Origin of the sequence: Limosilactobacillus sp. (genome assembly GCF_051873075.1) — a bacterium.
In the GTDB taxonomy this organism is placed as follows: Bacteria; Bacillota; Bacilli; order Lactobacillales; family Lactobacillaceae; genus Limosilactobacillus.
Window position 1 is genome coordinate 59,769 of sequence record NZ_JBJEEM010000035.1, and the last position, 26,459, is coordinate 86,227.

A 26,459-nucleotide genomic window follows, 5' to 3' on the forward strand; every position below is an offset into this window, starting at 1 on the left:
TTTTTATTTTATAAAAAAATTTCTTTGTGTCAACCGGTTGACACAAAAATCGGAAAGCGCTATCATACTAAGTGTTGATATACGAAAGCGTTTTCGGAAAAGTGACAAAATAATTTGCTAAAGAGGGATTTTATCATGGCGCATGTTTCATTAGATAAACAAGGATTGAAGCAATTCGTTAACGATAACGAACTAGGCGAGATACAGGCAATGGTCAACGCCGCGGACGACGAACTCCGCAACGGGACCGGTGCTGGGGCTGACTTCCGCGACTGGCTCCACCTACCGAGTGAATACGACCGCGACGAGTTTGCCCGGATTAAGGCGGCTGCCAAGAAGATCCAGTCGGACTCCGATATCCTGGTCGTAATTGGAATCGGGGGTTCCTACCTTGGTGCCCAGATGGCGATCGACTTTTTGCACAACACCTTCTACCAAGCCCAGCGTGCTGAGGATCGCAAATACCCGCTGGTCATCTTTGCGGGGAACTCTTTGAGCTCCACCTACGTTCACGACCTGCTTCAGCTGATCGGGGACAAGGACTTCTCCGTCAACGTGGTTTCCAAGTCTGGAACCACGACCGAACCATCAATTGCCTTCCGGATCTTCAAGAAGAAGCTGATTGAAAAGTACGGCCAGGAAGAAGCCAACAAGCGAATCTACGCCACGACCGACAAGGCCAAGGGGGCACTGAAGACCGAGGCCGATGCCAACGGCTACGAATCCTTCGTCATCCCGGATGGCGTCGGTGGCCGTTACTCCGTCCTGTGCCCAGTGGGGCTGTTGCCAATCGCCGCTTCTGGCGCTGACATCGACCAACTGATGGCCGGCGCCGCCCAGGCCGAGCATGACTTCGTTGATTCTGACCTGACCAAGAACGAGGCCTACCAATACGCGGCCTACCGGAACATCCTCTACCGTAAGGGATATGAGACTGAACTGCTGGAAAACTATGAACCGAACATGCGGATGTTTGCCGAATGGTGGAAGCAACTGGCCGGTGAATCCGAAGGTAAGGACCACAAGGGGATCTACCCATCCAGCGCTAACTTCACCACGGACCTCCACTCCCTGGGTCAATACATCCAGGAAGGGCGGCGCTTCCTGATGGAGACCGTCGTTAAGCTCGATAAGCCGAACTACGACGTCGAGATCCCGAGCGAGGACGATAACCTGGATGGCCTGAAGTACCTGGAAGGCAAGACGATGGACTTTGCCAACACCAAGGCCTACGAGGCCGTAGTGGCTGCCCACACGGCCGGTGGGGTTCCGGTCATGACCGTCCACATTCCAGAAGAGAACGAATACACCCTCGGTTACCTAATCTACTTCTTTGAAGTGGCCATGGGAATTTCCGGTTACTTGAACGGGATCAACCCGTTCAACCAACCAGGTGTTGAAGCCTACAAGGTCAACATGTTTGGCCTACTGGGCAAGCCGGGCTACGAAGAAGTCGGCAAGAAACTGCGTGCCGAGATGAATGAGAATAAGTAAGGAGGACCACGATTATGTTATTAGGAAGTATCGAAGCTGGCGGGACTAAGTTTGTCTGTGCGGTCGGCGACATTAACTACCAGATTAAGGATTCCATTCACATTCCAACCACGACGCCAACGGAAACCATCCAAAAGTGCATCGAGTGGTTTGACCAGTATAAGGACGAATTGTCTGCTATCGGAATCGCCTCGTTCGGTCCGATTGAGATTCGGCGGAGCTCACCTAAGTACGGCTACATCACCAACACTCCTAAGAAGGGCTGGGCGGACACGGATTTCGTTGGTCCGTTCAAGAAGCACTTCAACATTCCGATTGCCTGGACCACAGACGTTAATGGTTCGGCCTATGGTGAATACGTCCTCTCAACGCTGTTCAACAAGCGGATCAATTCCCTGGTTTACTACACAATCGGGACCGGTTGTGGGGCCGGAGCTGTCATCGACGGTAAGTTTGTCGGGGAGCTCGGTCACCCCGAGATGGGCCACATCCGTTTGAAGCGTCACCCAGATGACCTTGACTTCAAGGGCATCTGCCCATTCCACGGCGACTGTCTGGAAGGCCTGGTTTCTGGGCCAACCTTTGAGGCCCGGACCGGCAAGAAGGGCAAGGATGTGCCATTGACGGACCACGTCTGGGACATCATGGCTTACTACGTTGCCCAAGCCGCCTTGGACGCCACCCTGATGTTCCGGCCCGGCCAGATCGTCTTCGGCGGCGGGGTCGTCAGCGAAGAATTCTTGAAGAAGGTTCGGCGCGAGTTCAAGAAGCTCTTGAATAACTACGTCGATGTTGGCAACGTGGATGAATACATCACGATGCCGTTGGCTCAGAACAACGGGTCCGCCACGCTCGGTGACTTTGCCCTGGCACTGAAGGCTGCCACGAACTGATTAGGCAGATCAATTAAGAAAATAAGCATAAAGGGGAAACAGAATTATGAAGGAAACAAAATTTATCCGAGTTTTGAGTGTTATTGCTAGTGTCATTGCTGTCTGCATGTATGTTTCATACATTCCACAGATCATCAACAACCTTCATGGTGCTTACTGTGCACCACTACAACCGTTTGTGGCCGGAGTGAACTGCACCCTCTGGTCAATCTACGCCTGGTTTAAGAGCGAACGGGACTGGGCAGTGTTCGTTGCCAACTTCCCGGGAATCTTCTTTGGATTCATCACTTTCTTTACTGCCTTGCATTAAAACAACTGCTTGATAAAATACACCTCGATCAAAAATCACCCAGGAAATATTTCCCGGGTGATTTTTTTTACGGCAGCATTGTTGCGCAGTTCATTGTGGTTGTGATACATTCTAACAAATAATTATTGGGAGGATAAAAGGATGAGTGAGCAAAAGAATAGTCGGCGCGGTCGGCACCTCCGCTTGCTGGCTACTAGACGGCGCCGGTGGCTGATACTCGGCGGAGCGCTCTTAGTCGTGGCAGCTGGGATCGGGATCGCCCGGGGACTGGGGGATAAGGAGGCTGATCGGCCGAAGTATCATACGATGCGAGTGACCAGTCAGGCTGACTTTGCCCTAACGGGGAAGGTGGAGTCAACCCAGACCCAGGTGCTCTCTTTGCCGGCGGGGAAAATGCAAGACTTGAACGTCAAAAACGGTGATCATGTAACCCAAGGGGAAACGATCCTGACGACCCATGACCAGGATAGCCAGGACAGTGCCACCGAGCTCCAGGGCGACCTCACTAAGAGCCAGCAGCAGGTAAAGTCGCAGCAGCAGACCATCAACAGTCTGCAGCAACAACTGAACAGCGCGGATGCTGATGGGCAAGCTGACCTGCAGAGCCAGCTCACTGAAGCCCAAAATGCCTACGCCGATGCCCAGGCCAGCGTCACGGCAACGCAGAATCGCTTGAACAGTACTAACAGCAAGGTAAACCAGGCGCTGACCGCTCCCTATGCTGGTTACGTTACGATCGACCAGTCCAAACAGGGTGCCCCGGTCGTGACCCTCTACTCGGACACCCTGCAGTTTACGGGGCAGGTCTCAGAGTACGACTACGCCAAGCTGCACAATGGCACTAACCTGCACGTGAAAGCCTTGGCTACCAACCGGACCGAAACGACCCCGGTAACTTACCTGGCCAAGGTGCCAACTAGGAATAGCGGGAACAACAGCAAGTACGAAGTAACCGCCAACCTCAATGCCAACAAATTTATGGCGGGGCAGACGGCTAAGGCATTTATTGCCCAGGATGGGGTCCGCATCCCTAAATCTGCCGTGCACAATGGCCGAGTCTTTGTGGTCGAAGATGGTCGGGCTCGGGCGGTGAACATCAGTGGGCATGCGGTCAACAACTACTATGTGGTCACGGACGGTGTTGACGCGGGCGACCGGATCGTCACCGATCCCGGGCACCACTTGAAGAACAATACAAAGGTTGATCAAGATGATTAAATTGACCAACATCAACAAGTATTACCGCCAGGGGGATCAATGCTTTCACGTCTTGCATGACATCAATTTGACGGTTGACCAAGGAGAGTTTGTGGCCATTATCGGGGAGTCAGGCTCCGGAAAATCAACGCTGATTAACATTATTGGCTTTCTTGACGACGATTTTGCGGGCACCTACTTCTATGCGGGACAGCCGATCCATGATTACACTCGTAAGCAGTTTTCCCGTCTGCGGAACCAAAACGTGGGCTTTGTTTTTCAAAATTTCAAGCTGATCCGGGAAGCCACAGTGGCGGAGAATGTTGCCCTGCCGCTCCTGTATGCTGGTCAACGGCGCCGGGCGATTAAGAACCGGGTGACAGAAGTGCTTGATCAGGTGGGCTTGCATGGGTACGAAAACCAGCTGCCCCAGAATATGTCAGGTGGTCAGCAGCAGCGGGTTTCCATTGCCCGGGCAATCATCAGCCATCCGCATTTTCTGATTGCCGACGAGCCGACGGGAGCCCTGGATACGGCGACTAGCCAGGAGATCATGAACCTTTTCAAGCGACTCAATCATGATGAAGGTACCACGATCATCATGGTAACCCATGATCCGCGGGTGGCGGCCCAGTGTAAACGGGTAGTGAAGATTATCGATGGACGCGTCATCAGCGACAGTCGGGGGGGTCACGATGCGGATAAGTGAATTATTACGGACGGCCCTGCGCTCGTTGCGGGCCAACAAAAAGCGCAGTTTTCTGACGATCATCGGAATCATGATCGGGATTGCCGCGGTGATTACGATTATGGGGATTGGTGACGGGATTACCCAGACGATGTATGACAAGTTTGGCAACAATACCAAACAGGGCCAGCAGACGACCGAGATTTATTACCTGCCGGATAATGAAAACTCGACGGTGAACGGCTTCACTCAGCAGGACCTTGCCAATATTGACAATCAGTTTGGCGGCGAGATCCGGCGGGTGCGAATTGAACATGAAGCGGATAATCTCAACACCCACGCCGAGATTGGCGATGCTAACAAGAACGTCACCGTCAGCCTATTAAAAAAGCCCACCGCTGCGGTTAAGCTGGTTGCGGGCCGGCAATTGTCGAATAATGAACTGGTGACGGGGCAGCCGGTGGCGCTGATGAAACTGTCACTGGCCAAACGACAATACGGGACCGCTCAAAACGCGGTAGGTACCACGGCAACTGTGGGAACGACAACGTACCAGGTCGTGGGCGTATACAAGGATCAGGCCGAATATTCGCTGGACGGTAACCAGAATAAGTATGGGGTCAACCTGTTATTGCCATTTAGCCTCTATTACCAAGGGGATGCCGTCAACCAGGGTGACACGATCAAGTTAACCTTTGATCACGGAAGCGACGCCGGCCGGGTTTCCAAGCGCGTGGCCAAGTACCTGAAGAAGAGCGGGTCGGCGGCTAACCAGGGAAACTACCAGTATGAAGACATGGAAAAGGAATTGAAGCAGTTTTCCTCCCAAATGAGCATCATTACGAAGTTTATCAGCTTCATCGCGGCCATTTCGCTCTTCATTGCTGGGATTGGAGTAATGAACATGATGTATATCTCGGTCTCGGAACGGACTCAGGAGATTGGGATCCGGCTGGCGGTGGGGGCGACCCCGGCCAACATCATGCTGCAGTTCTTAATCGAGGCCGTGGCACTGACGGTGACCGGGGGCTTGCTCGGCTTCCTTGGCGGGGCCGGCTTGGCGCACCTGCTCGCTCCGCTACTTTCCAGCTCGATTGGCGGTGGGATTCACATTCACGCCCACATTACCATGAACGCCTTCCTATTGGCCTTTGGCACCTCGGCGGCGGTAGGCCTAATCTTTGGGATCCTACCGGCGCGCCAAGCAGCCAACAAGAACTTGATTGACATCCTGCGTTAAAGATCGACCACTTGTGCCGGGTAACCGGCCTGACGAAGAAAATTCAGCAAGTCGCTGGTGGCCAGGATGGTGGTCATGGTGTTGTCATTGGGGTGGCAACCGATGGTAGCGGCCGTCGCGACGTCCTGATCAACGAAGAGCTGGACGTCGTGGTCGTGATTGTTCAGCAGGCCGAACGGTGAAACGCTCCCTGGAGTCAGTCCTAGTTTTTCCTGCAATTCTTCAGCTGAGGCAAAGGTCAGCCGCGGGGTGGCGGCCAGTTGGCGTAAGCGCTTAGTATCCAGCCGCTTGTGTTCTTCCAGCAGCACCAGGTAGTAGTGGTCGTGTCTGCTGGTGGTTAGAAAGAGGTTCTTGGTGCGGACGAACGTTTCGCCCTGGACATAACGATCGGCCTGCGCCGCGGTAAAAACGGCCGGATGACTGATGGTACGAAAGGGGATGCCCTGTTTTTGCAAAGCTGCGTTGACCTGTGTGCTCTTAATCATGGTGGTCCCTCCTTAAAGAATATTACAAGCATTATAGCATTTCCCCGATCCGGCTAGATTGTTGGCGGCGGGCTGATATATAATAAACGCAGTTTACGTAGAGGGGGAGCAACAATGAACATTGTGTGGACATGGGATGTTATTCGACGGATTATCGAAGTCTTGTGGTTGATTAACATTGCCTTTGCGGTCTGGACGGTCTTCCGAACCCGGCGGGATATCGCCTCAACCTGGGCCTGGCTGCTGGTTTTGACAGTCCTGCCGGTGGTCGGCTTCGTTATTTATCTGTTTGTAGGCCGAAAGCTGTCGAATGACGATATCTTTACTATTCGTGCCGAGCAAAAGGCGTTTGGCAAGAAATTGGTTAGTGCTCAGCAGAAAAAGGTGCGGGAACACCATCTTCTGGTTCCACACGGGAAACTTGCCCGGGCCCGCCAGTTGGTCAGCCTTTCCCTGAGCCTGGACCGGTCGGTGGTTACCTTTGACAACCATGTCCAGGTCTTCACGGACGGTCACCAGCTCTTCGATAAGATGATTGACGACATCAACCAGGCGCAAAAGACAGTCTACGTCGAATTCTACACCTTCTACGCGGATGATCTCGGCAAACGGGTGCTGAAGGCTTTGGAAGAAGCGGCCAAGCGGGGGGTTATCGTCAAGGTTCTCTATGACCTGAGCGGGTCGCGAGGAACGACCTACCGCTTCTTTGCCCACTTAGAAGAACTAGGCGGAACTGCGCAGCCTTTCAACTCCAAGGCCAACAAGCGGATTACGACCCCGCGGCTGAACTATCACCTGCACCGGAAGATTGTGGTGATTGATAACCAGTTGGGCTACATCGGCGGCTTTAATATCGGTGATCAGTACCTGGGGGTTGATCCCAAGTTTGGCTACTGGCGCGATACTCACCTGCGGATTGTTGGCCAGGCCGCTGTGATGCTGATGGTCCGCTTTGCCATGGATTGGAATACCACCTGTCGTAAGACTAACAAGCAGCGGATCGATCTGACGGCGGCCCTCAAGGACTTTGAGGTGAAACAGCCGGCGGAGATGGGCGAGGACGATGTAGCGATGCAGATTGTTTCCTCGGGTCCCGATAATGATAACTTCGCGATTCGGCGGGGGTACGAATCGATTATCAGCTCCGCTCGCAAGTACGTCTACATCCAGACGCCATACCTGATCCCTGGGGAACCGATCCTTGAATCACTGATCATTGCCGCCCGGAGCGGGATCGACGTCCGGATCATGATCCCGTGCATGCCGGACCACCCCTTCGTCTACCGGGCCACGGAGTACTACGCCAAGTACTTGGTCAACAACGGGGTGAAGGTCTACAAGTATAACAACGGCTTCATCCATGCTAAGACGATGGTCAGCGGAAATAACTTGTCCTCGGTCGGGTCGGCCAACCAGGACTACCGGAGCTACCGGCTCAACTTTGAAGCCAACGCGTTTGCTTATAGTGAAGAGCTGACCGCCCAGCTGAAGCAGATCTTTGAAGAAGACATGAAGAAGAGTACTCTGCTGACGCCGGAGTACTTCGATCGGCAGTCTAACTGGCGGAAGTTCAAGCAATACTTCTCCCGGCTGTTATCGCCAATTTTGTAAAAACTGGGAAAATTAATAAAAGGCTGGGGAAGCTTTCTCCAGCCTTTTATTGTCTTCGGGGGCGATATAATGAAAAAGATAATGATGAGAATAACATTAGCCTCGCTGGTCTTTCTGGCTGGTAGTGCAGTCTGGTATTGGCAGTCGTTGGCCAAGCCGGCCTTGACAGTGATGATTACTGCGCTGGTGGTGGCCTACCAGTTCGGGATGCGGCTTTTGATCGGTGACTGGCTCGAAAAATACCTGCCCCACCAAGTGGTTCCCGACCGGGGATGGTTCCGGGTCGGACGATTCGAGCAACGTCTTTACCAGTGGCTGCGGGTGAAGAAATGGAAGCATTGGCTGCCCACCTATCAGCCGGACTCTTTTGACATCCATACTCAGACGTTTGCCAATATCCTGCAGGCGGGTTGCTTGGCGGAGATAGACCACGAGCTGATGATGCTGTTGAGTTATCTGCCACTAGTACTGACTATTGTGTGGGGCGATTTTGGGATTTTCTTGTTGACATCTGTGCTCGCTAGTCTGGTTGACTTGCCCTTTGTTATCCTGCAACGGTTCATTTAGCCCGCCGCCAGGCGCAACGGGGACATTAGGGGAGCCTATATAAAAAGGAGCAACGCTGTAGCGCTGCTCCTTTTTATATCTCATTTTAGTAGTTAAACAGGTCCGTAGACAGGTAACGGTCACCGCCGTCAGGGGATACGGTGATTACCTTCTTGCCCTTGCCCAGCTTCTTCGCGAGCTCAATGGCGCCCTTGATGTTGGCACCAGCAGAGATCCCGACCAGGATTCCTTCTTGGTGGGCGACTTCACGGGCCGTGGCGATGGCGTCGTCACTGGTGATTTCCAGGATGCCGTCGTAAACGTCCTGGTCGAGGACTGCTGGAACGAAGCCGGCACTAATTCCTTGAATCTTGTGCTTGCCGCCGTGGCCTTCCTTAAGGACCGGTGATTCGGCCGGTTCCAGGGCGTAAACCTTGGTAGCTGGGTTAGCCTTCTTGAGGGCGTGGCCGATCCCGGTCAGGGTGCCGCCAGTACCAACCCCGGCAACGAAGGCGTCTGGCAGGTTGTCCTTGCCAAAGGCTTCGATGATCTCTTTCCCGGTTGTTGCTTCATGGATGGCCGGGTTGGCCGGGTTCTCAAACTGCATTGGCATGAAGTAGCCCTTCTCCTTGACCAGCTCTTCAGCCTTGGCAATGGCACCCTTCATCCCGTCGGCGCCTGGGGTGAGGACCAGTTTAGCGCCATAGCCCTGCATCAATTTGCGCCGTTCAACACTCATGGTTTCTGGCATGGTAATCACCAGCTGGTAGCCCTTAGCAGCGGCGACCATTGCTAGGCCAACCCCGGTGTTCCCAGAGGTTGGTTCCACGATGGTGCCACCAGGAGTCAGCTTGCCTTCCTTTTCGGCCCGTTCGATCATTGCCAGGGCGATCCGGTCCTTGATAGATCCGGCAGGGTTGAAGAATTCGAGCTTAACGTAGACGTCAGCGGCGTCTTCAGGAACGATGCGGTTTAATTTAACGATGGGGGTGTTACCGATCAGGTCGGTGATTGAGTTAACAATCTTAGTCATAATTGATTACTCCTTTACTAATTGTTTGTTTTGCATGTCGTTGGCTACTGTTTGGAGCCAGTTATCGAAGTAGATGTGCTGGGCCGGTTGCCACTTGAATTGCGGCCCGCGCATGTGGATCGGGTCGAGAAAGTAGTTCAAAGGCTTAGCGTACTCCCGATCTGGATAGGCGTTCTTCTCACGCCGATACTCCTTTAATAAGGCTTCTCGTCCGTATTCTAGGTGGGCGAACAGGAAGGACTGCTGATACTTTGGGGCCCGGAAGGAGAAGAGGTTGTCGTCAATGGTGGTGGCCTCGAGGATCAGGTCGGGATGGTCAATAATCTGCTGGTGATCCAGCTCCGCATAGCGGGCATGGGGGGCCAGGAAGCCATCAGGCAGGCCAGCGAGCAACGGTCCATGGTTGACGATGTGGTTGGGGAAGACCCCAAAGAGCTTCTCCGCCAGCCGGTGCTTCTCGATCCCATACAGGTAGTTAGCAGCGGCCATTGCTCCCCAGCAGATGTAGAGTTGTGGAATATTCAGTTTTACCAGCCGGTCGATCAGCTGGTGGATCTCGTCGATGTAGGTCACCGCACTGAAATCGATCTGTTCAATCGGCGCCCCGGTGATGATGAAGCCGTCAAACTCGTTCAGCCGGGCAAGATCCAGCGGCCGAGAGATCGCTTGGACCAGTTCGGGGACCGGACGATCCCGGTAGTGGGTCTGTGGGTAGAGAAAGGTCAGTTTGACCGGGCATTCAGCATGGGCAAAGACGTTTTCAAACCGTTTCTGGGTGTCGACCTTATCATGCATCAGGTTAAGAATGCCAATCTTAATCTGGGGAGTGGCCATGAATTATCACCTCAATTCGTTGTTATTTGGACACTAAAAAACTGTTGTTAATCAAAAAGCAAATAAGCCAAAGAACCCCAGTCAGACTGGGGCAGGCACAAGATGATTAACAACAGCAGCTAGTGGACCACGGATGAATTGAATTTGTAACTTTTAACATTTGGACCACTCCTTTTTTACTTAACACTTATTTATTGTTAGCAATATTCTAACCTGGTTGCCAGTGGAAGTCAATCAATATCTCTTTGCTTGTTCAAAGCCAAAAGGCCCACCGGGTTAGGAAGCCGGTGGGCACTAAGCTTTAATGAATGTTGTCGATAATCTGATGGTAGACCCGGGTTGTCAGGCCGTAGATCAGCAGGTAGATGGCCAGCAGTGCCAGGGTAATCGTGATGGCAACCGTGATCATCAGCGGCAGGTTGTAGAAACTCAGCTGGGTCATGATCTGCTTGATGGCGGGCGCTGCAAAGAGCAGGTTGACGACGGCCCCGACGATCGGCAGCATGAAGACCATTAGGACCTGACTATGAATGCTCTTAGTGGTCTCGCCTTCGCTGAGGCCAACTTGTTGCATTGTCTGGAAACGGTACTGGTCGGCATATCCTTCCGAAATCTGCTTGAAGTAGATAACGATGGTGGTGGTAATGCCCAGCGCCAGACTGATCAGGATCCCGGCAAATACCAGGCCTCCGTACAGGCTGTTGAATAGGTAGTGAATGTTGTACCGCCCGGTTAGCTGGCCGTTGGGAAGCTGGAGGCGGGCCTGCAGTTCGCTTTCAAACTGCATGTGTTGCCGGTCAGAACCGTTCAGGCGGTAACGGAAACTGGTGACGTTCATCGTCGGCATCCCTACTGGCAGGTGATTAACAATCACGAAAGCCGGTGCGTAGATGGAGTGCTCGGGGTTAAAGGCAAAGTTAAGCTAGCGCAGATTTTTCGCCTGGTAACGATGGTTGGCGATGGTGACCGCCCCGGTGTGTTGCTTGGCCGGGGAGTAGATCAGGGCCTGGCGATCATTGATCCGGGCCGTCTTGCCGGTCATCTTGCGGTATTCCCGGCTGGTGACAAAGATAACGGAACTGGTGGTGTCATTGGTCATGTGTTCCAGGGCCCCCTGGTTGATAAACCGTTGGCCTTGCCAGTAACCGTTCTGGACCGTCGTGGCTTGGTAGGTACTTTGGGCAAATACCTTGGCGTGGTGCTGCCGGGCGACGGCGCTGATCGTTTCGTGTTGCTGACTAGTCAGTGGCTGCTTGGTGGTCATGACCACGTCTTTGGGGACGTAGAGGTTGACCGTATCACCAATACCGGCGTAGAGGGAGAGCGAGCTGAAGAGGGCGACGAGGACGGCTGAGCATAATAGGCAGATCGTAGCTAGGCTGGCGCCGTTTTGTTCCATTCGCTGGCGCATCCCGGAGATGGCGATGAAATGCCGCGGCCGGTAGTAGAATTTCTTGCGGTGCTGCAGGAATTGAAGAATGAGGACGCTTCCGGCAATGAACAGCAGGTAGGTGCCGACCACCACGAGCAGGACGGCGGTCATAAAGTTGCTGAATGCAGAGACTCGGGGCTTGGTGGTCAGGGTGAGGTAGTAGGCAATCGCCAGCAGGACGATTCCTAACACGCCCATGAGTTTGAATAACCAGCCATGGTGGCGGGGTACTTTTGCGGTAGCGTGCCAGAGCTGATTGGGGTTGAAGCGGTGTAATTTGATCAGGTCCACCACCATCAGGATGACGAAGAAGCCGGCCATGTACAGGGTTGTCCGAGCAAGGGCCGCCGGTTCAATCCAGGGCTGCCTGAGGCTGTGCACCTTCAGGAGCCGGCCCAATCCCAGAAAGGCGAGGCGTTCAAAGATGACCCCGGTGACCAGCCCGCAGATGATACTGCCGATGAAGAGGTAGCATTTTTCAATAATGGTCAACAGCTCCAGGTTGCGACTGGTCATCCCCAGCATGCTGTAGAGACCAAGCTCGGTGCTGCGCTGCTGCCAGAGAAAGCGATTGACGTACAGGAGGAAGGCAAAGGTAACCAGGAGGATGAAATTGGCACTCAGGTTGATCATTGCCGTGGCGGCGGCACTGCTGGGCAGTTGGTGCAGGCTGTGGTTGACGCCGATTGCAGCGAAGATGTAGTTGATCGCCACGAGCATGCTAGCCGCCAACAGGTAGGGGCCATAGACCTTGCTGTTACGCCGGAAACTGGAGTTGATTAATTTGAAAAAGAGCATTGTTATTCACCACCATTCGTGAGGGTCATCATCGTGTTGCTGATCTCTTCTTGATACTTCTTCAACGATTGATTGCCGCGGAAGAGCTCGTGGTAGATTCGCCCGTCCTTGATGAAGAGGGTGCGTTTGGCGTGGCTGGCCGCCGCGGCACTGTGGGTCACCATCAGGATGGTCTGGCCGTTTTCATTGACGTCGTCGAACAGTTCCAGGATCTCGGCGCTGGTGTTGGAATCCAGGGCGCCGGTCGGTTCATCGGCCAGCAGGAGGTCCGGCTGGGCAATCAGGGCCCGGGCGATGGCCACCCGCTGCTGCTGACCACCGGAAATTTCACTAGGGAAGCGGTCGATGACCCTTTCGATCCGTAGGCGCTTCATCAGGGGACGTAGGCGTTGTTCCATGACCGCGGGATCCATCTTGGCCAGGACCAGGGGCAGGTAGATGTTGTCCCGATTAGAGAGGCTGTCCAATAGGTTGAAGTGTTGAAAGATGAAGCCGAGGTGTTCGCGCCGGTAGCGGGCTGCGTCGTCCTTGGACAGGGCACCTAGGTCTTGACCGTTGAGGATTGCCTGGCCGCCGGTCGCGTGTTCCAGGGTGGCGATGATGTTCAATAGGGTACTCTTGCCGGCCCCGGATTCGCCCATGATGGCCACGTATTCGCCGCGGTCAACGGTGAAGTTGATATCCTTCAGGGCGGTGACGGGGTGGCTGGTGCCGGCGTTGTAAGTGCGCTGGACGTGATTGAGTTGTAGTAATGGCATGGTAATTGCTCCTTTCAATTGGTTCGCTGTTGATACTTTAATTATAAAAAGGCCCCGGTCACTTTCCTACTTACGAAAGTAACCAGAACCTTACAGCTTTGTAATGTTATTTAATCAGCGAACATTGCTGGCAGGGAAGATCAAATAGAAGCTGCTTCCCTGACCAACCTGGGAGCGGACCCGGATGGTGAAGTTGAGCTCAGCAGCGACCCGTTTGATCAGGTAGAGTCCCATCCCGGTCGACTGGGTGGTCTGGTGACCATTGTGACCGGTAAAGCCGTTTTCAAATATTCGCTGCTGGTCGGCAGCAGAGATGCCAACGCCTTGATCGCTGATGATGAGGGCCCGCTTGTCCCAGGAGACGGTGATCTTGCCACCGGGCTGGGAATACTTGATGGCGTTGGAGAGGAGCTGATTGATGCAGAAACGCAACCACTTAGGATCGGTCAGGACGCGGTGGTCGAGGTTGATTAGTTCAGGAACTAATTGCCAGCGGATGAAGAGGGCGGAGTTCTGCTGAATTACCGAATTGACGAGATTCTGCAGGTTGACCCAGGAGAACTCGTAGTCTGAACTGGCCATCGTTAGGCGCTCATCGTTAAGGAGCAGGTCCAGGTAGTAGTTAGCCTCTCGGACTTCATCCTTAACACTGGTGCTGGCAACGGTGGGCGCATTTTCGGCCGCCGCCTGGAGACCGGTCAGGGTGTTCTTGATCTCGTGGGCAAAGAGGTCCAGCCGGTCGAGCTGTTGTTGCTGCTGGAGGTGCAGTGCTTGAATCTGCCGCCGGCTGTCATCCTGCACATGCGCGAGCTGGTCCATCAGCTGGCCTTCCACCGGATCATGGGGTGCAACTGTCGTATCGTGGTGCTGAAGGTGCCAAACCCGCCGTCGACTGTGCAGGACGCTGCCAACCAGCCAGACTAGGAGGAGCGGGAGACTGAAGCGGAGCAGGTCCCAGCAAAAATGCCGTGGCAGTTGGTAGAGGATCGCCAGGAGCCAGGCCAACCCGATCAGCAACAGGTAGGTGCTGACGGTGGAGAGGGCGGCCCGGGAAAATAGTCGCCAAAACCGCCTATTCATTGGCGATCACCAGCCGATAGCCGACGCCCCGTTCCGTCCGGATTGCACGGTCTAACCCCAGTGGGGCCAGCTTGGCTCGCAGCCGGCTGATGTTGACGTTGAGGGTGTTTTCGTTTAGGTACTTACCGCCCTGCCAGAGCCACTCCAGCAGGGTCGCCTTGCTGACGGTTTGGTTGTGGTGGCTGAGCAGGACCTGGAGCAGGGCGCCCTCGGTGGGGGTCAGCTGGGCCTGACCATTAGGGTTGTGGACCTCGTTGGTCAGGGTGTTGAAGTGGTTGTCGTCCCAGTCCAGCTGGGTGCTGGGGCTGTCTTGCCGGTTGCGGCGCAGCAGGGCCTGCACCTTGGCCAGCAGGACGGTCATGGAGAAGGGCTTCATGAGGTAGTCGTCTGCGCCCGCCGCGACCGCGTGCATCACGTTGCTGTCAATATCGGCCGCCGAGATTACGATGATGGGCACCTGGCTTTGCCTGCGCAGGTCCTGGATCCAGTAGAAGCCATCAAAGCTCGGCAGGGTAATGTCAAAGAGGACGAGGTCGGGCTGGGCCGCCGTGATCTCCTTGGTGACGCTTTGCCAGTCCTGCACGGTGACCACCGTGTGCTGCCACTTGGTCAGTTCATGGGTGACGGCCGCAATGATCTGGGGATTGTCTTCCACAATGAAAATTTTTGCCACGTTATTCCCTCCTTTTTGTCTAAAGTATACAAAAAAACGCCGGCCGATTACACGGCGCAGCGTCAAATTTATTATTCCAATCCCATCTCGTGAGCGTAGGCAGTTTCCTCTTTGATCAGGCGTTGCCGTTCCTTCTGGTTGTACCATGGGGAAACGGTGAAGGCGAGGATGTCGTTGATCACGTAGATCGAGGAGTTGACCGCCATTGCCAGGGTTGCGGAGCCCTGCCGGTAGGAGACGAACCAGAGGACTAATTGGGCGATCCCGGATGCCAGCCACCAGAAGAACTGGTTGTTGAAACGCAGGAAGCAGATTACCCCGGCAGTCAGGCTGATGGAGAAGCTAATGGCGTCGATCCATGGCCGCGGGTCATCGGTGAGCCGGCCGATCAGGTAGCCGGAGACCAGGTAGACCAGGATGGTGGCGACGATGGCAACCACCCAGCTTTTGGCGGTGAAGTGGCGGATCTTAGATGCCATGTTGACGTTCCAGTTGGCCGACAGGAGGACAGGCACGTCTAGGGTAACGACGTAGGCCAGCTGTTCACCGATACTGAGGTAGTTTTTGGCATTCAAACCGGCGATGATGAAGCAGATCGCCGAAAGAATCCCGAGCCAGCCGTTGACGGACTTGGCGGCGTTGATGGCCAGCACGCAGAGCACCCCCAGGGTCGTCCCGATGAAGGTGATGATCGTTACCCAGGTAATCGGGGAACTGACGAGGGTCATCACCTGGCAGCCGAGGCTGAAGAAGAACAGGTAATAGTTCTGTTGCGGCCAGCCCTGCAGCTGGTGGCCAAGAAACTTAAGATAATTATTAAACATGATAAAACCCCTATACTAAATATTGCGGTTTACATGTAATAATCACGGTGCCGACACAATATGTAGTGATTAAAAATGCAACGCGTACTAGTATAACGGGCCCGTCCCAGCGGCGCAAGCAATTATCATGTTGATTAATTGCCCAATTGTTAACGTCGATTTTACGATAATAGGCGGGTAACCGGTTACCCAACTATCGCTAAATTATTTTTTAATCACTTAGTTGGATCTTGATGATGGTCACCTGATAGCTGGATTGCGGAGCCTGAACGGTGACCGTCTCCCCGGCCCGGTGGTGGAGTAGGGCCTGCCCCAGCGGCGAGTCAAAGGAAATCTTCTGCTTGGCCAGGTCGGCTTCCATCTTGCCGACCACCTGATAGTCAGTGACCTCATCGTCATCGTCGAAGCGCAGAGTCACTTGGCTGCCGAGGTCGACGGCTTGACTGTCTGCGGGCTTGACTATCTGGGAGTACTGGAGCTGTTTGTTGAGGTAGCGCAGGCGGCTCTCCAGGTGGCGGAGCTCCCGTTTGGCGGTGCTGTACTCGGTGTTTTCCGAAAGGTCCCCGAGCGCCCGGGCGGCCTTGAGCTGGGCAATCTTAGCCGGCCGCTTTTCTTGCAACTGAGCGATTTCCTGCTCGATTTCGTGATAGCCGTTGGGGGTCATTTTTTGAAAATAAACATTCTTCATCGCTTCGGCAATCTTCTTGCGTTGCATTTTTGATCAGTCCTTTATTTTTTCGCTACATCACAATTATGGTATCATAGAAAGGAAAATTCAATTTTGAGACGGAGGATAATTGAAGAATGAACGAGCAAGAAGAACACGTAAAACAGTTCCTCACTTCGTCCACGTATCATCAGCTATCTGCTAACCAGCAGAAGCATGCTCAAGATATTTTAGTCCGGTTTAATCAACAGATGACAAATGAGCAGCACTTGGCCGACACCGCGTGGACACCCCAGGCGGTTAAGGAAGTAATGGTTGGCGACTTTATCGCGGACCCGGCACTGACCAATCAATTTGGCATTGCGGTTGCCCCGGTTCTAAAGGCCTACCAGAAGTTCCTTGGCGTTGATCAATTAAAGGAGATTGTTCAGGCAATTGATGCGCAGCGTGCCAACATGAATGCCTGCCGGAAGGCTCATAAGACCTGGGCCCAGCTGCAGGGCACGAATGATGCTGGGACACAGCCTAAGGCCCAAACACAACCAGTTAAGCAGCCTAAGACGACATGGAGCGAGGAAAAGCTGGCGCAATTGATCGCACGGGTTAAGCGTGACATTCCGGCGGCCCCTGAGTTCCAGCATCAGGCCCTTAGTCTGGCTGAAATGCAATACGTGATTGCCGAATTCCTGAACCTAATGCACCAGGAATTCAACGAGTATCCTGGCGAGTGGGTCTTTGCGGACCTGCAACGGGTTCTCGGCATGATGATGCCGCTCGACCCGGACATTACCCCAAAGCAAATCCGCAATATTGTGCCAACTGCCCAGGCCTTGTTTGACTACCTGAACCAGAGCGGTGTGATCACGATGGACCAGTACAAGGTAGGGATGAAGGCGATCGCCAACATGCAAAATTCGCAGGAGATGCTGGCTTCCCTCTCGCGCAAGGAACGAGAGACCCAATTAATGCTGTCCTTCATCAACAGCAACGGGATCAACACGGATGATGTTCCGGCCGCTGAAGCCTGGATGGATGATCACCGTGACGAGGTAGCGGCCTTCATGCGAACCCTGCTTAACCCATGGCGTGATTATGAACACCAGCAACTGGTCAAACGGCAGGCAGAAGCACGGCGGCGGGCTCAGCTATCATCGGCTACCGGTGAGAAGATTACCCACCATCGGGCACCGCGGGGCATCAAGTTCAGTAAGAAGGCTCGTAAGAAGCGGCGTAAGTAAGAAAGGAAGCAGACGGCAATGAGCATTCAGATTCCACAGAGTATGACTGAGGTTGAGGTGCAGCTCTTGGACCGGCAAAAGCACGGTGAGCACGTGACCAAGGAAGAGATCATTCGCAATGCCGTCCGGGATACCCTTCAGGCATTGATGGATGAGGCCTTGGATGGCCATTATGATGATGTTAAGTGGGATGAGCAGGGCCATGACCTGGTGATCTACGATATCATGGGCAAAGAAGTTGGGCGAGTCGCCCCTAAGAAGGCAACCTTCATTGATGACTTTACTGCCAGTCCGGACAGCATGATGCTGCATTTTGACGATGCGGTGACTAAGGTTGTCGGTGGCCGGTAAAGGATGAAGCTGGAAAAATTTAAGAATTAATAAGGGCCTGAGGAAAAATTTTGCTTTTTCCCAGGCCCATATTTTTTATTACGGAATGATTGTTTAGTTAAAACGTAGTGACAGGCAGGTCAACCCGCCGTCGATCTTACTGAACTCGGACATGTTGACTTCACGCGTGGTGAAGCCATTGTCTTCGAGCAACTTCTTGACTCCTGGGAAGCCCGCCGGCATGATTACTCCGTTACCGGTGTTGATGCAGTTGACGGCATAGTCTTCTCCTGTTGGAACCTTGAGTTGGTCGAAGCCCTTGAAGTAGGGACTGTCGATGTATTCACCGGCAACCAGGAGCTTGTTATCACCCATGTAGGTAGTACCGGTCTTGAGGTGGAGCACATTTTGAACAGGAACGGCCTTAACGATCTTACCGAATTTGGCGGCGATCTTGGTGAACTGATCGATTCCAGCCTGGTTCGTTCGTGCAGAGCGGCCCACGTAGATCACATTATTGTCCACTGGCATGACGTCCCCGCCTTCTAATGTGCCGGGGCTGGTGATTTCAAAGATTTGGTGGTCAGTGTAGAACTGCTTGATTGCCGGCTTGATGAGCTCCCGTTCCCTTTGCCGGGTGCTCCGGGCGGGATTGGTAATAACGGCAAAGTCATCAAAGACTACTGCCGGGTCCTCGACAAAACAGGAGTCGGGGTAGTCTTCCAATGGCCCCAGAATTGTAGTGGTGATACCGAGGTCGTTAAGGGTCGCAACGTAGTTTTGGTGTTCCTTGATTGCCAATTGGTAGTCCGGCTTACCCTCATCGGCGTAATCATCAATCCCATTAATCACACTTTTTGCGGGAGTACGAACAATTGCTTTAGTAAATAACATTCAAAGACCTTCTTCCCTAGAAAACGTTTTCAACAACTAACTTTAGTATACAATTTGCCCTGATTGAGTTCAATATAGCAAAGAAGCTGGAGCCTGATATGTTAGGCTTCAGCTTCTTTACTTTGTATTTAGTAAGCACGGAAAACCATAGGCTAGTCGCCCCTAGTGTTTAATACTAGGAGCGCTTTAGTGCTTTTTTCAGCTTATTCTAGAATTTATGCTTAATTTGGTACGGTTTTTGCCCCGCGCCCGGTTCCTTAGCCGCGTCCTTGGCGTAGAAGATTGCGTATTCTTCATCGTCGGGGCCCTTGGCGATCACCAGGTCGTCATTGCGGCGTTCCCGCTTGAAAATTTGGCCCTTTCGTACAGCTTCGTTGTAATCGTGAATGTTGGCGATTGAGTCACCGGGATTAAAGAAAATTCTGGTTTCCATTTTTACTTCACTTCCTTATGCACGACTTGGTAAGTCTATTTTACCATGATCGAGGATATGACCGTGAGCGGCGTGGATAAATTCGTTCAACCAATAGCCATTTTTTAGCGGCAAAACGGTGTCGAGTGCGTAAACCCGTAATGTGTAGACGTGGGTCTGGTCAGGCGGCTGGGGGCCAACGTAGCCGGTGATGATCTGCGGATCGCCGTTGACCAGAGAGCCGGCATTACTGTTGCGGCCCTGGATAAACTGATCCGCCAGGTCGCGGCTGGCGTTTGCCGGCAGATTAGTCATTGTCGCCGGAATGTTGGCGGCCAGCCAATGGATCCAGGTGAACCCGCAGACTGGCGTTGAGTCATAATCCACAAAGGTCAAAGCCAGAGTCTTGGTGCCGGCAGGGAGGTCGGTAACCGTGATTGGGAATGACTTAATCGGGTGGGCAGCCAGCATTGCCGATGCAGGGGCGTACTTGCCGTATTCGTCGGCGAGCAGGCCGTTTTCAAGTGGTACTGAGATTTTCATTTTAACTCCTCCTTATTCAAGGTAGCGGTCGCGCAACTGGCGAAGCTGGTCATCAGTGAGTTCCAGGTAGTCCGTCAGGTAGTGCTGGACATCGCCGTAGTGGTCCTCAATGGTGGTGATAGCCGTGTTTAAGTAATCGATATTGACCGAGGCCAGGTCTCGCCGGTTGTTGATCAGGGTATCCGTGGCTGGGGTCTGTGGCAGGTCTTTTCTCATTTGGGCCAGCCAGCCCTCACGAAAGTCTTCCGTAACCTGGTTGGTCAACAGGTAGTCTTTCTGGATTGTTTCACGTGGAACACCAAGCGCACTGAGAATCAGGAAAGCCGCCATTCCAGTGCGGTCCTTGCCGGCGGTGCAGTGGAAGATGGTGGCCCCGCCTTGGTTTTCGAGCAGGCGGTCAAACAGTTGACGGAAGGCGCGCTTGGCACTTGGGATAGTGGCCATCCGGGAATAAACCGTCAGCATGTGGCGGTAGCCGTTGCCCTCCTCTTGCATTCGCTTGGCAATCTCTTCGTTGCTGTGTGAGGCGTCCGTTTCGTCCTCATCAAAGACCGGCAGATGGTAGTAGGTCGCGGTCGCTGGAACCCGGTCAGGCATCTGGCGAACCTCGGCCTGGCCACGCAGGTCAATATCCTGGGTGACCGGGATCTGGGACAGGGTCGTCAGGTCGTCATCGGTCAAGGTGGCCAACGAACCGGTCCGCAGAAGCTGGCGCCATTTGGTGGTCCGGCCGTCAGTGGTCTGGTAGCCGCCAAGGTCGCGGAAGTTGTGGCCGTTATTAATGTTGAGCAGTCGATTTGGCATAGGAATCCTCCCTCGTAATTTATCGGTTAATACCTATTCTATACCTTTTTGCTCAAGTAAGGGGCAATTGCCTGTGCGAGGTGTTGGCCGGCAATGATAGTGCCTGTTTGATCGGGATGAAGGCCGTCGGTATAGGAAGGACACCAGTTGGCGGTGTCGATGACCGGCAGGCGGTAGTATTGACCGATGGCTTCAATCTCGCCCTTGAAGTGCTGGCTGAATGGGACTAGCAGGACCGTCGGGGTGCCCGGGAAGCAGTCGGTGACCTGTTTGATGAAGTGATCATAAGCGGTGCTAAACTGGGCTACTGAATAGCGGCGGTCGTTAACGCCGAGGTTGACAACCACCAGTTGGGGATGGTTAGCCATCCAGGGCGTGTGGCAATCGATGCGACGAAGGAATTCACTGGCGACCGGGACCCCGCCAGTCGCTGGCCGGAGCACCCCGCCGGCGGAATAGGCAATCCGGAGACTGTCGGCATCCAACAGGTCGGCGCAGATAGTGGCGTAATTGCTCTCGGGCCGGTAGTCGACGGCGGCATGGCGGCCAGCAACCCAGCAACCGGCCGTGATGGAGTCCCCGATGAAGTCGATTACGGGTCGGACTGGGGTAGGCGCCAATGTGCCGGCATCATCGATCCTCAAAGACCGAATAGCAAAGCCCTGGTCCCCAGTCCAGACCTCGTCCAGATCGGTATTGCCAGCTGCCATTATTTCGATGGTGTGCGCATCGGGGGTGAGGGGCAGGATGATCTTTTCCTGCTGGGCGAAGAAACGTCGCCAGTGGCAGCCGTCGACTCTGATTGCGTAGACCTGCCCTGGTCCTAGTGCAGAGTGATGGTTCGCCACGGTCAGGGTGAGCTGGTGGCTGCCCATGACCCGAACGCGCAGGTAGCTCCCCAGGTTGGTGGTATAAAGGCCGTTGTGCTTGACCGCCCAGCGTCCGGTTCGCTGAGCAAGTTTTAAAAGTTGTGACGGAAGATAGGTACGCATAAAAAGTCCTCCTTAGAAGTTAATCCTAGTTTAGCACGGCAACGCGGGAATTTTATTGTGCTGTTCTCAGTCGATCTAGAAAGCGCTTGCAAAGTTTGTTAGGCAAATATGAAAGCGCTTATTGACAAATCGGGTAAAGAAGACTAAATTAGATTTAGTAAAAGTTTACTACAGTTTTTTCGCAATATGATGGATTGAAGTATGGAGGTTATTGTGATGGATAAGCAACAATTCTTAGATGAATACAAAAAGGTCTTTAACGAAAATGGTAAGGATGTCTTCTTCTCACCTGGTCGGATCAATGTAATCGGTGAACACACCGACTACAATGGCGGGCACGTCTTCCCATGTGCCATCAGCATTGGTACCTATGGTGTCTACGGCCCACGGGAAGACACGACGGTTGCAATCTACTCAGCCAACTCCGCTAAGGAAGAAAACAGTAAGATCATTACCTTTGATATTAACGATGACCAACCACAGTCAGCTAAGGATGAGAAGTGGGTTAACTACTTCAAGGGGATGCTGGTATACCTGAAGCAACGTGGTTACAAGATCGACCATGGTTTCAACTTCTACATTCACGGTTACCTGCCATACGGTTCTGGCCTGTCTTCATCCGCTTCGATTGAAATGCTGATGGGGAACATTCTCAAGGAAGAATTCAACCTCGACATTGACGAGATCGAACTCGTTAAACTGGGGCAAAAGACGGAAAACGACTTCGTAGGTCTTAACTCCGGGATCATGGACCAATTTGCCGTTGGGATGGGTAAGAAGGATAACGCCATCTACCTCGACTGCAACACCCTGGAATACCGGTACCTGCCACTGGAACTCGGCGACTACGAAATTGTCATCATGAGCACCAATAAGACCCACTCCCTGGCCGGCTCTAAGTACAACGAGCGGGTTCAAGAATGTGAAGAGGCCGTTAAGCGCCTGAGCAAGAAGCTCAACATCAAGAAGTTGGGTGAAATTGATCCTGATACCTTTGACCAATACACTTACCTGATCAATGACGACACCCTGCTCCGTCGGGCTCGGCACGCCGTTAGTGAAAACGAACGGACCAAGAAGGCCATCGATGCCATGGAAAAGGGTGACCTGGAAGAACTTGGCCGCCTGATCAATGCCTCCCACGTTTCCCTGAAGTACGACTACGAGGTTACCGGTAAGGAACTGGATACCTTAGCTGAAACTGCTTGGGAACAACCAGGCTGCCTTGGTGCCCGGATGGTCGGCGGTGGGTTCGCCGGCTCCGCAATCGCCATTGTCAAGAAGTCCGAAGCCGACAACTTCAAGAAGAACGTTGGCGATGTTTACCGCGACAAGATCGGTTACGACGCCAGCTTCTACGATGCCGAAGTTGTTGATGGACCGCACAAGCTTTAATTGATTGCTTAAAGAATGCTTTTTAGTGGGGGAACGAGATAATGAAGTTAATGGAAGAATATGCCGACAAGGTGATTGCAAGCGGCGCTTACGAACCGCTTGACCGGATCTATGTCCTAAACAAGATCCGGGGCTTCGTTGGCGACGAAGATGTTGAAGCCAATGACGATGCGCCGTTGGTTAGCCAGCTGGTTGATCTGGCGGTTAAGCGCGGCAAGATTGAAGACGGCCAGACCGAGCGGGAAATTTTGAATGACCAGCTCTATGACCTGATGACGCCGCGGCCATCCGTTGTTAACCACGAATTCTGGGAGAAGTACCAACAGTCGCCAGACACGGCCACCAACTGGTTCTACAACCTGTGCACGAGCAACGACTACGTTAAGGTTGCCGCGATCAAGAAGAACGTGGTTTTTGACAAGCCAACCAAGTACGGCAATCTGGAAATCACCATTAACCTTTCCAAGCCGGAGAAAGATCCCAAGGCCATTGCGGCGGCCGCTCATGATACTAAGAAGAAGTACCCACAGTGTGCCCTGTGCATGGAGAATGAAGGCTACAAGGGCCGGCTCGGTCAGGCGGCCCGGAGCAACCACCGGATTATTCGGATGATGATCGGCGGCCACAAGTGGGGCTTCCAGTACTCACCATACGCTTACTTCAACGAACACTGCATCTTCCTCGACAGTAAGCACGAACCGATGAAGATCAACCGGCAGACTCTGATCAACCTGGTTGAGATTGAAAAACAGCTGCCTGCTTACTTCGTCGGTAGCAATGCCGACCTGCCAATCGTCGGCGGTTCGATGCTGGCTCACGAGCACTATCAGGGTGGCCGGCACAGCTTCCCAATGATGAAGGCAGCGATCAAGCAGCCGCTGGAATTTGCGGATTACCCTGACGTTGAGGCCGGGATTGTCAACTGGCCAATGAGTGACATTCGCCTCACCAGTGCAGACACGGCTCAGCTGATTGATTTGGGGACCCACATCATTGACGTCTGGGACCACTACAGCGACGAAAGTCTTGATATCAAGGCCTTTGACGGCGACACCCGCCACCACACCGTTACCCCAATCATGCACCGCGACGGCGCAAAGTTCGTCCTCGACCTGGTATTGCGTGACAACAACACCAGTGACGAGTACCCACTAGGTATCTTCCACCCACACGAAAAGCTGTGGCACATCAAGAAGGAAAACATCGGCCTGATCGAAGTAATGGGACGGGCAATTCTGCCGGCCCGGCTGAAGAGTGAGCTGGCAGAGGTCAAGAAGTTCTGGCTCGGTCAGGACAACCAGATCGCTGACCGCCACCTGCCATGGGCTAAGGAAGTGCAGGCTAAGATGTCCATCACCCCGGACAATGTTGACGAGGTAATGGAACAGGAACTGGCCAATGTCTTTGCCAACGTCCTTGAAAACGCCGGTGTCTTCAAGGATGATGCTGCTGGCCAAGCCGGTTGGGACAGATTCATTGAAAAATTATAGTAAAAACTGGTAAAATATTTCTGTTAAGTTTAGGAAAGGGGCGAATGTTAAGAATGGCAGTAACACTGCGCGACATTGCAAACAAGGCGGGGGTTTCGATTGCCACCGTTTCGCGAATTCTTAATAACGATGCGACCCTTTCCGTGAACGAAAAGACGCGGCAACGGGTGCTAGATACGGCCGAGCGTTTTAACTACACGAAGCACAAGCGTTCCGCAAGCAACCGTACCCAGAAGATCGCGGTTGTTCAATGGTACTCCCTGACTCAGGAACTGGATGACCTCTACTACATGGCGATTCGCATGGAAATCGAGCGTTCTGCGCAACAGCGGGGCCTGCAGACCGTGCCGATCTACCAGAACAACATGGAGGACATTCCGCAAGACGTCACGGGGATCATTGCGATCGGCAAGTTCAGCAACAGCCAGGTCGAAAAGTTTCGTCTGGTGACCCCGAATATCGTCTTCGTTGATTACGACAGCCTGGCGGCAGGTTATGATTGTCTGGTACCGGACTTCGAAAACGCGGTTCGGTCGGTCATCAGCGAATTCTGTGCCGAAGGAATCGACGACATTGGGATGCTAGCGGGAACTGAAACCACGACGGATAACGAAACGGTCCCGGATCTGCGGCGCTTCTACTTTGAGAGTGACCTGCGTCATCGCGGTCTCTATCATCCTGAATTCATCTTTGCCGGCAACTACACCTCGATGTCCGGCTATCAGGTGATGAAGAAGGCGATCGCTGACCTGGGCGACCGGTTGCCTCACGGGATCTTTATTGCCAACGATCCGATGGCGGTCGGGGCTCTCAAAGCGGTCCAAGAGGCTAAGATCAGGATTCCAAGTCGTCTGTCGTTGATTAGCTTCAACGATACCGCCCTGGTCAAGTACGTTTACCCAAGCATGTCGGCGGTCCATGTGGCGACCGATGAGATGGCTCATTCGGCGGTTGATATGATGATCAAGCGACTGCAGAATCCAGATAACGATCCATGTAAGACCGTGGTCGGTACCCATCTGATTAAGCGACAGACAACGCGTTAAACATCAACAGAAAAAAGCATCACCTGCAACCTGTGCAGGTGGTGCTTTTCTAATCCATTAGGCCTTCTTTTTGATTCGTGCTTGGTACCAGCGGTAGGCCAGGTAGCAACCGGCCAGGGCCATGACAATAATGGCGACGGTGGTGTAGTCATCGAAGATCTGGACGATGGTTTTCCAGGACTCGCCGACCCAGGCCCCCAGCCCGACCAGGATGGTGTTCCAAAGGGCGCTCCCAATGGTGGTCAGGAGGCAGAACTTGATCAGCGGGGTCTTAGCGATCCCTGCTGGAATTGAGATCAGGCTTCGGACGACTGGGATGCAACGCCCATAGAGGATCCCACTGGTCCCATGGCGGTTAAACCAACGAACGGCCCGGTAGGCATCGTCTTTTTGAAAGCCCAGCAGACGGAAGAGCCGGCGCGAAAGGAGGGCCCCCAGCCGGTCAACCGTTAGCTGGCGGCCGAGCGCGTAAAGGATCAGGGCGCCAAGCAGCGAGCCCAAGGTGGCACTGATAATGACCCCAGCAATCGTCAGGGAGGTCTTTGTTGCTATGAAACCGCTCATTGTCAGGATAATTTCTGAGGGCAGGGGCGGGAAGACGTTTTCTAGGGCAATCAGCAGGGCAATCGCCAAGTAGCCGAACTGGTTAATAAAAGAAGTGATCCAAGCGTCCATCGTGTTTGTGGTCTCCTGTTACGGTTAGTTTTGGTAGACGCGGTGTCCACCGATCCATGTTTCACTTACTTTAACAT

At 53.5% G+C, this 26,459-nt stretch carries 27 protein-coding genes and 1 pseudogene; 13 read left to right on the forward strand and 15 right to left on the reverse strand.

Features of this window, described 5'->3' with window-relative positions:
- The first annotated feature begins 135 nt into the window (after positions 1 to 135).
- The 6 genes from ACI31J_RS04280 (at position 136) to ACI31J_RS04305 (ending at position 5,822) form a co-directional block, all read left to right on the forward strand.
- Entirely contained in the window at positions 136 to 1,494 is a 1,359-nt protein-coding gene (locus ACI31J_RS04280) for a glucose-6-phosphate isomerase (RefSeq protein ID WP_439773201.1), read from the forward strand.
- A 14-nt stretch (positions 1,495 to 1,508) separates the two neighbouring features.
- Positions 1,509 to 2,387, forward strand: coding sequence for a fructokinase ScrK (scrK, locus tag ACI31J_RS04285; RefSeq protein WP_439773202.1), 879 nt, complete (start codon positions 1,509 to 1,511; stop codon positions 2,385 to 2,387).
- Between the two features lie 46 nt (positions 2,388 to 2,433).
- On the forward strand, positions 2,434 to 2,697 hold the full coding sequence (locus tag ACI31J_RS04290) for a SemiSWEET family transporter (RefSeq protein WP_283593884.1): 264 nt from the start codon (positions 2,434 to 2,436) through the stop codon (positions 2,695 to 2,697).
- Between the two features lie 141 nt (positions 2,698 to 2,838).
- Positions 2,839 to 3,915 carry an efflux RND transporter periplasmic adaptor subunit gene (locus ACI31J_RS04295; RefSeq protein WP_439773203.1) on the forward strand — a complete coding sequence of 359 codons (1,077 nt, stop codon included), beginning with the start codon at positions 2,839 to 2,841 and terminating at the stop codon, positions 3,913 to 3,915.
- Complete coding sequence (locus tag ACI31J_RS04300) at positions 3,908 to 4,603, forward strand: ABC transporter ATP-binding protein (RefSeq protein ID WP_439773204.1); 696 nt, start codon at positions 3,908 to 3,910, stop codon at positions 4,601 to 4,603. Before ACI31J_RS04295 ends, ACI31J_RS04300 begins: the two co-directional genes overlap by 8 nt.
- Positions 4,590 to 5,822: an ABC transporter permease gene (locus ACI31J_RS04305; protein ID WP_439773205.1), complete on the forward strand. Its 1,233-nt coding sequence runs from the start codon at positions 4,590 to 4,592 to the stop codon at positions 5,820 to 5,822. Before ACI31J_RS04300 ends, ACI31J_RS04305 begins: the two co-directional genes overlap by 14 nt.
- Here the strand turns inward: ACI31J_RS04305 and ACI31J_RS04310 are convergent.
- On the reverse strand, positions 5,819 to 6,307 hold the full coding sequence (locus ACI31J_RS04310; protein WP_439773206.1) for a prolyl-tRNA synthetase associated domain-containing protein: 489 nt from the start codon (positions 6,305 to 6,307) through the stop codon (positions 5,819 to 5,821). The genes ACI31J_RS04305 and ACI31J_RS04310 overlap by 4 nt on opposite strands.
- Positions 6,308 to 6,421: 114 nt before the next feature.
- Here ACI31J_RS04310 and cls point away from each other — a divergent pair, with 114 nt between their 5' ends.
- On the forward strand, positions 6,422 to 7,918 hold the full coding sequence (cls, locus tag ACI31J_RS04315) for a cardiolipin synthase (RefSeq protein WP_439773207.1): 1,497 nt from the start codon (positions 6,422 to 6,424) through the stop codon (positions 7,916 to 7,918).
- Positions 7,919 to 7,987: 69 nt separating this feature from the next.
- The gene (locus ACI31J_RS04320; protein WP_439773208.1) at positions 7,988 to 8,485 is read left to right on the forward strand and encodes a hypothetical protein; all 498 of its coding nucleotides are present in this window, start codon (positions 7,988 to 7,990) and stop codon (positions 8,483 to 8,485) included.
- An 85-nt stretch (positions 8,486 to 8,570) separates the two neighbouring features.
- On the opposite strand, the gene cysK is transcribed toward ACI31J_RS04320, so the two are convergent.
- The 8 genes and pseudogenes from cysK to greA form a co-directional block, all read right to left on the reverse strand.
- Positions 8,571 to 9,497, reverse strand: a complete 927-nt coding sequence (gene cysK, locus ACI31J_RS04325; protein WP_439773209.1) for a cysteine synthase A — start codon at positions 9,495 to 9,497, stop codon at positions 8,571 to 8,573.
- Between the two features lie 6 nt (positions 9,498 to 9,503).
- A complete protein-coding gene (locus tag ACI31J_RS04330; protein WP_439773210.1) occupies positions 9,504 to 10,331 on the reverse strand; it encodes a homoserine O-succinyltransferase in 828 nt (275 codons plus the stop codon).
- 301 nt (positions 10,332 to 10,632) lie between these two features.
- A pseudogene (locus ACI31J_RS04335) lies at positions 10,633 to 12,561 on the reverse strand (FtsX-like permease family protein).
- A 2-nt stretch (positions 12,562 to 12,563) separates the two neighbouring features.
- A complete protein-coding gene (locus ACI31J_RS04340) occupies positions 12,564 to 13,319 on the reverse strand; it encodes an ABC transporter ATP-binding protein (RefSeq protein ID WP_439773211.1) in 756 nt (251 codons plus the stop codon).
- A gap of 114 nt (positions 13,320 to 13,433) precedes the next feature.
- Positions 13,434 to 14,399, reverse strand: a complete 966-nt coding sequence (locus ACI31J_RS04345) for an ATP-binding protein (RefSeq protein ID WP_439773212.1) — start codon at positions 14,397 to 14,399, stop codon at positions 13,434 to 13,436.
- On the reverse strand, positions 14,392 to 15,072 hold the full coding sequence (locus ACI31J_RS04350; protein WP_439773213.1) for a response regulator transcription factor: 681 nt from the start codon (positions 15,070 to 15,072) through the stop codon (positions 14,392 to 14,394). Before ACI31J_RS04350 ends, ACI31J_RS04345 begins: the two co-directional genes overlap by 8 nt.
- A 71-nt stretch (positions 15,073 to 15,143) precedes the next feature.
- Positions 15,144 to 15,896, reverse strand: a complete 753-nt coding sequence (pnuC, locus tag ACI31J_RS04355; RefSeq protein WP_439773214.1) for a nicotinamide riboside transporter PnuC — start codon at positions 15,894 to 15,896, stop codon at positions 15,144 to 15,146.
- A gap of 211 nt (positions 15,897 to 16,107) precedes the next feature.
- A complete protein-coding gene (gene greA / locus ACI31J_RS04360) occupies positions 16,108 to 16,611 on the reverse strand; it encodes a transcription elongation factor GreA (protein WP_439773215.1) in 504 nt (167 codons plus the stop codon).
- Between the two features lie 89 nt (positions 16,612 to 16,700).
- Between greA and ACI31J_RS04365 the strand changes: the two genes are divergently transcribed.
- Together ACI31J_RS04365 and ACI31J_RS04370 are read left to right on the forward strand one after the other, a co-directional pair.
- Positions 16,701 to 17,801, forward strand: coding sequence for a hypothetical protein (locus ACI31J_RS04365; protein ID WP_439773216.1), 1,101 nt, complete (start codon positions 16,701 to 16,703; stop codon positions 17,799 to 17,801).
- 18 nt (positions 17,802 to 17,819) lie between these two features.
- Positions 17,820 to 18,152: a hypothetical protein gene (locus tag ACI31J_RS04370; RefSeq protein WP_439773217.1), complete on the forward strand. Its 333-nt coding sequence runs from the start codon at positions 17,820 to 17,822 to the stop codon at positions 18,150 to 18,152.
- Positions 18,153 to 18,245: 93 nt separating this feature from the next.
- Here ACI31J_RS04370 and ACI31J_RS04375 read toward each other — a convergent pair whose 3' ends face one another.
- The 5 genes from ACI31J_RS04375 to ACI31J_RS04395 all read right to left on the reverse strand — a co-directional run bounded on the left by ACI31J_RS04375 (position 18,246) and on the right by ACI31J_RS04395 (position 21,776).
- Positions 18,246 to 19,025, reverse strand: coding sequence for a dimethylarginine dimethylaminohydrolase family protein (locus ACI31J_RS04375; protein ID WP_439773218.1), 780 nt, complete (start codon positions 19,023 to 19,025; stop codon positions 18,246 to 18,248).
- Between the two features lie 208 nt (positions 19,026 to 19,233).
- Positions 19,234 to 19,458 carry a hypothetical protein gene (locus ACI31J_RS04380; protein WP_439773219.1) on the reverse strand — a complete coding sequence of 75 codons (225 nt, stop codon included), beginning with the start codon at positions 19,456 to 19,458 and terminating at the stop codon, positions 19,234 to 19,236.
- 15 nt (positions 19,459 to 19,473) lie between these two features.
- A complete protein-coding gene (locus tag ACI31J_RS04385) occupies positions 19,474 to 19,980 on the reverse strand; it encodes a YbhB/YbcL family Raf kinase inhibitor-like protein (protein WP_439773220.1) in 507 nt (168 codons plus the stop codon).
- 12 nt (positions 19,981 to 19,992) lie between these two features.
- Positions 19,993 to 20,784: a tyrosine-protein phosphatase gene (locus tag ACI31J_RS04390; RefSeq protein ID WP_439773221.1), complete on the reverse strand. Its 792-nt coding sequence runs from the start codon at positions 20,782 to 20,784 to the stop codon at positions 19,993 to 19,995.
- Positions 20,785 to 20,822: 38 nt separating this feature from the next.
- On the reverse strand, positions 20,823 to 21,776 hold the full coding sequence (locus ACI31J_RS04395) for an SGNH/GDSL hydrolase family protein (RefSeq protein WP_439773222.1): 954 nt from the start codon (positions 21,774 to 21,776) through the stop codon (positions 20,823 to 20,825).
- Positions 21,777 to 21,992: 216 nt separating this feature from the next.
- Here ACI31J_RS04395 and ACI31J_RS04400 point away from each other — a divergent pair, with 216 nt between their 5' ends.
- Genes ACI31J_RS04400 through ACI31J_RS04410 form a run of 3 tightly spaced genes read left to right on the forward strand, consistent with a single transcriptional unit; the run spans position 21,993 to position 25,707 of the window.
- Entirely contained in the window at positions 21,993 to 23,171 is a 1,179-nt protein-coding gene (locus ACI31J_RS04400) for a galactokinase (RefSeq protein ID WP_439773223.1), read from the forward strand.
- 41 nt (positions 23,172 to 23,212) lie between these two features.
- Positions 23,213 to 24,661, forward strand: a complete 1,449-nt coding sequence (locus ACI31J_RS04405; protein WP_439773224.1) for a UDP-glucose--hexose-1-phosphate uridylyltransferase — start codon at positions 23,213 to 23,215, stop codon at positions 24,659 to 24,661.
- A 53-nt stretch (positions 24,662 to 24,714) separates the two neighbouring features.
- Positions 24,715 to 25,707, forward strand: coding sequence for a LacI family DNA-binding transcriptional regulator (locus ACI31J_RS04410; protein ID WP_439773281.1), 993 nt, complete (start codon positions 24,715 to 24,717; stop codon positions 25,705 to 25,707).
- A gap of 57 nt (positions 25,708 to 25,764) precedes the next feature.
- On the opposite strand, the gene ACI31J_RS04415 is transcribed toward ACI31J_RS04410, so the two are convergent.
- Entirely contained in the window at positions 25,765 to 26,382 is a 618-nt protein-coding gene (locus ACI31J_RS04415; protein ID WP_439773225.1) for a DedA family protein, read from the reverse strand.
- Between the last annotated feature and the right edge of the window lie 77 nt (positions 26,383 to 26,459).

Excerpts from the sequence above, each read along its gene's own strand:
- ACI31J_RS04280 (WP_439773201.1), top strand. The coding sequence starts at position 136 with ATGGCGCATGTTTCATTAGATAAACAAGGATTGAAGCAATTCGTTAAC.
- scrK (WP_439773202.1), top strand. The coding sequence starts at position 1,509 with ATGTTATTAGGAAGTATCGAAGCTGGCGGGACTAAGTTTGTCTGTGCG.
- ACI31J_RS04290 (WP_283593884.1), top strand. The coding sequence starts at position 2,434 with ATGAAGGAAACAAAATTTATCCGAGTTTTGAGTGTTATTGCTAGTGTC.
- ACI31J_RS04295 (WP_439773203.1), top strand. The coding sequence starts at position 2,839 with ATGAGTGAGCAAAAGAATAGTCGGCGCGGTCGGCACCTCCGCTTGCTG.
- ACI31J_RS04300 (WP_439773204.1), top strand. The coding sequence starts at position 3,908 with ATGATTAAATTGACCAACATCAACAAGTATTACCGCCAGGGGGATCAA.
- ACI31J_RS04305 (WP_439773205.1), top strand. The coding sequence starts at position 4,590 with ATGCGGATAAGTGAATTATTACGGACGGCCCTGCGCTCGTTGCGGGCC.
- ACI31J_RS04310 (WP_439773206.1), bottom strand. The coding sequence starts at position 6,307 with ATGATTAAGAGCACACAGGTCAACGCAGCTTTGCAAAAACAGGGCATC.
- cls (WP_439773207.1), top strand. The coding sequence starts at position 6,422 with ATGAACATTGTGTGGACATGGGATGTTATTCGACGGATTATCGAAGTC.
- ACI31J_RS04320 (WP_439773208.1), top strand. The coding sequence starts at position 7,988 with ATGAAAAAGATAATGATGAGAATAACATTAGCCTCGCTGGTCTTTCTG.
- cysK (WP_439773209.1), bottom strand. The coding sequence starts at position 9,497 with ATGACTAAGATTGTTAACTCAATCACCGACCTGATCGGTAACACCCCC.
- ACI31J_RS04330 (WP_439773210.1), bottom strand. The coding sequence starts at position 10,331 with ATGGCCACTCCCCAGATTAAGATTGGCATTCTTAACCTGATGCATGAT.
- ACI31J_RS04340 (WP_439773211.1), bottom strand. The coding sequence starts at position 13,319 with ATGCCATTACTACAACTCAATCACGTCCAGCGCACTTACAACGCCGGC.
- ACI31J_RS04345 (WP_439773212.1), bottom strand. The coding sequence starts at position 14,399 with ATGAATAGGCGGTTTTGGCGACTATTTTCCCGGGCCGCCCTCTCCACC.
- pnuC (WP_439773214.1), bottom strand. The coding sequence starts at position 15,896 with ATGTTTAATAATTATCTTAAGTTTCTTGGCCACCAGCTGCAGGGCTGG.
- greA (WP_439773215.1), bottom strand. The coding sequence starts at position 16,611 with ATGCAACGCAAGAAGATTGCCGAAGCGATGAAGAATGTTTATTTTCAA.
- ACI31J_RS04365 (WP_439773216.1), top strand. The coding sequence starts at position 16,701 with ATGAACGAGCAAGAAGAACACGTAAAACAGTTCCTCACTTCGTCCACG.
- ACI31J_RS04370 (WP_439773217.1), top strand. The coding sequence starts at position 17,820 with ATGAGCATTCAGATTCCACAGAGTATGACTGAGGTTGAGGTGCAGCTC.
- ACI31J_RS04375 (WP_439773218.1), bottom strand. The coding sequence starts at position 19,025 with ATGTTATTTACTAAAGCAATTGTTCGTACTCCCGCAAAAAGTGTGATT.
- ACI31J_RS04380 (WP_439773219.1), bottom strand. The coding sequence starts at position 19,458 with ATGGAAACCAGAATTTTCTTTAATCCCGGTGACTCAATCGCCAACATT.
- ACI31J_RS04385 (WP_439773220.1), bottom strand. The coding sequence starts at position 19,980 with ATGAAAATCTCAGTACCACTTGAAAACGGCCTGCTCGCCGACGAATAC.
- ACI31J_RS04390 (WP_439773221.1), bottom strand. The coding sequence starts at position 20,784 with ATGCCAAATCGACTGCTCAACATTAATAACGGCCACAACTTCCGCGAC.
- ACI31J_RS04395 (WP_439773222.1), bottom strand. The coding sequence starts at position 21,776 with ATGCGTACCTATCTTCCGTCACAACTTTTAAAACTTGCTCAGCGAACC.
- ACI31J_RS04400 (WP_439773223.1), top strand. The coding sequence starts at position 21,993 with ATGGATAAGCAACAATTCTTAGATGAATACAAAAAGGTCTTTAACGAA.
- ACI31J_RS04405 (WP_439773224.1), top strand. The coding sequence starts at position 23,213 with ATGAAGTTAATGGAAGAATATGCCGACAAGGTGATTGCAAGCGGCGCT.
- ACI31J_RS04410 (WP_439773281.1), top strand. The coding sequence starts at position 24,715 with ATGGCAGTAACACTGCGCGACATTGCAAACAAGGCGGGGGTTTCGATT.
- ACI31J_RS04415 (WP_439773225.1), bottom strand. The coding sequence starts at position 26,382 with ATGGACGCTTGGATCACTTCTTTTATTAACCAGTTCGGCTACTTGGCG.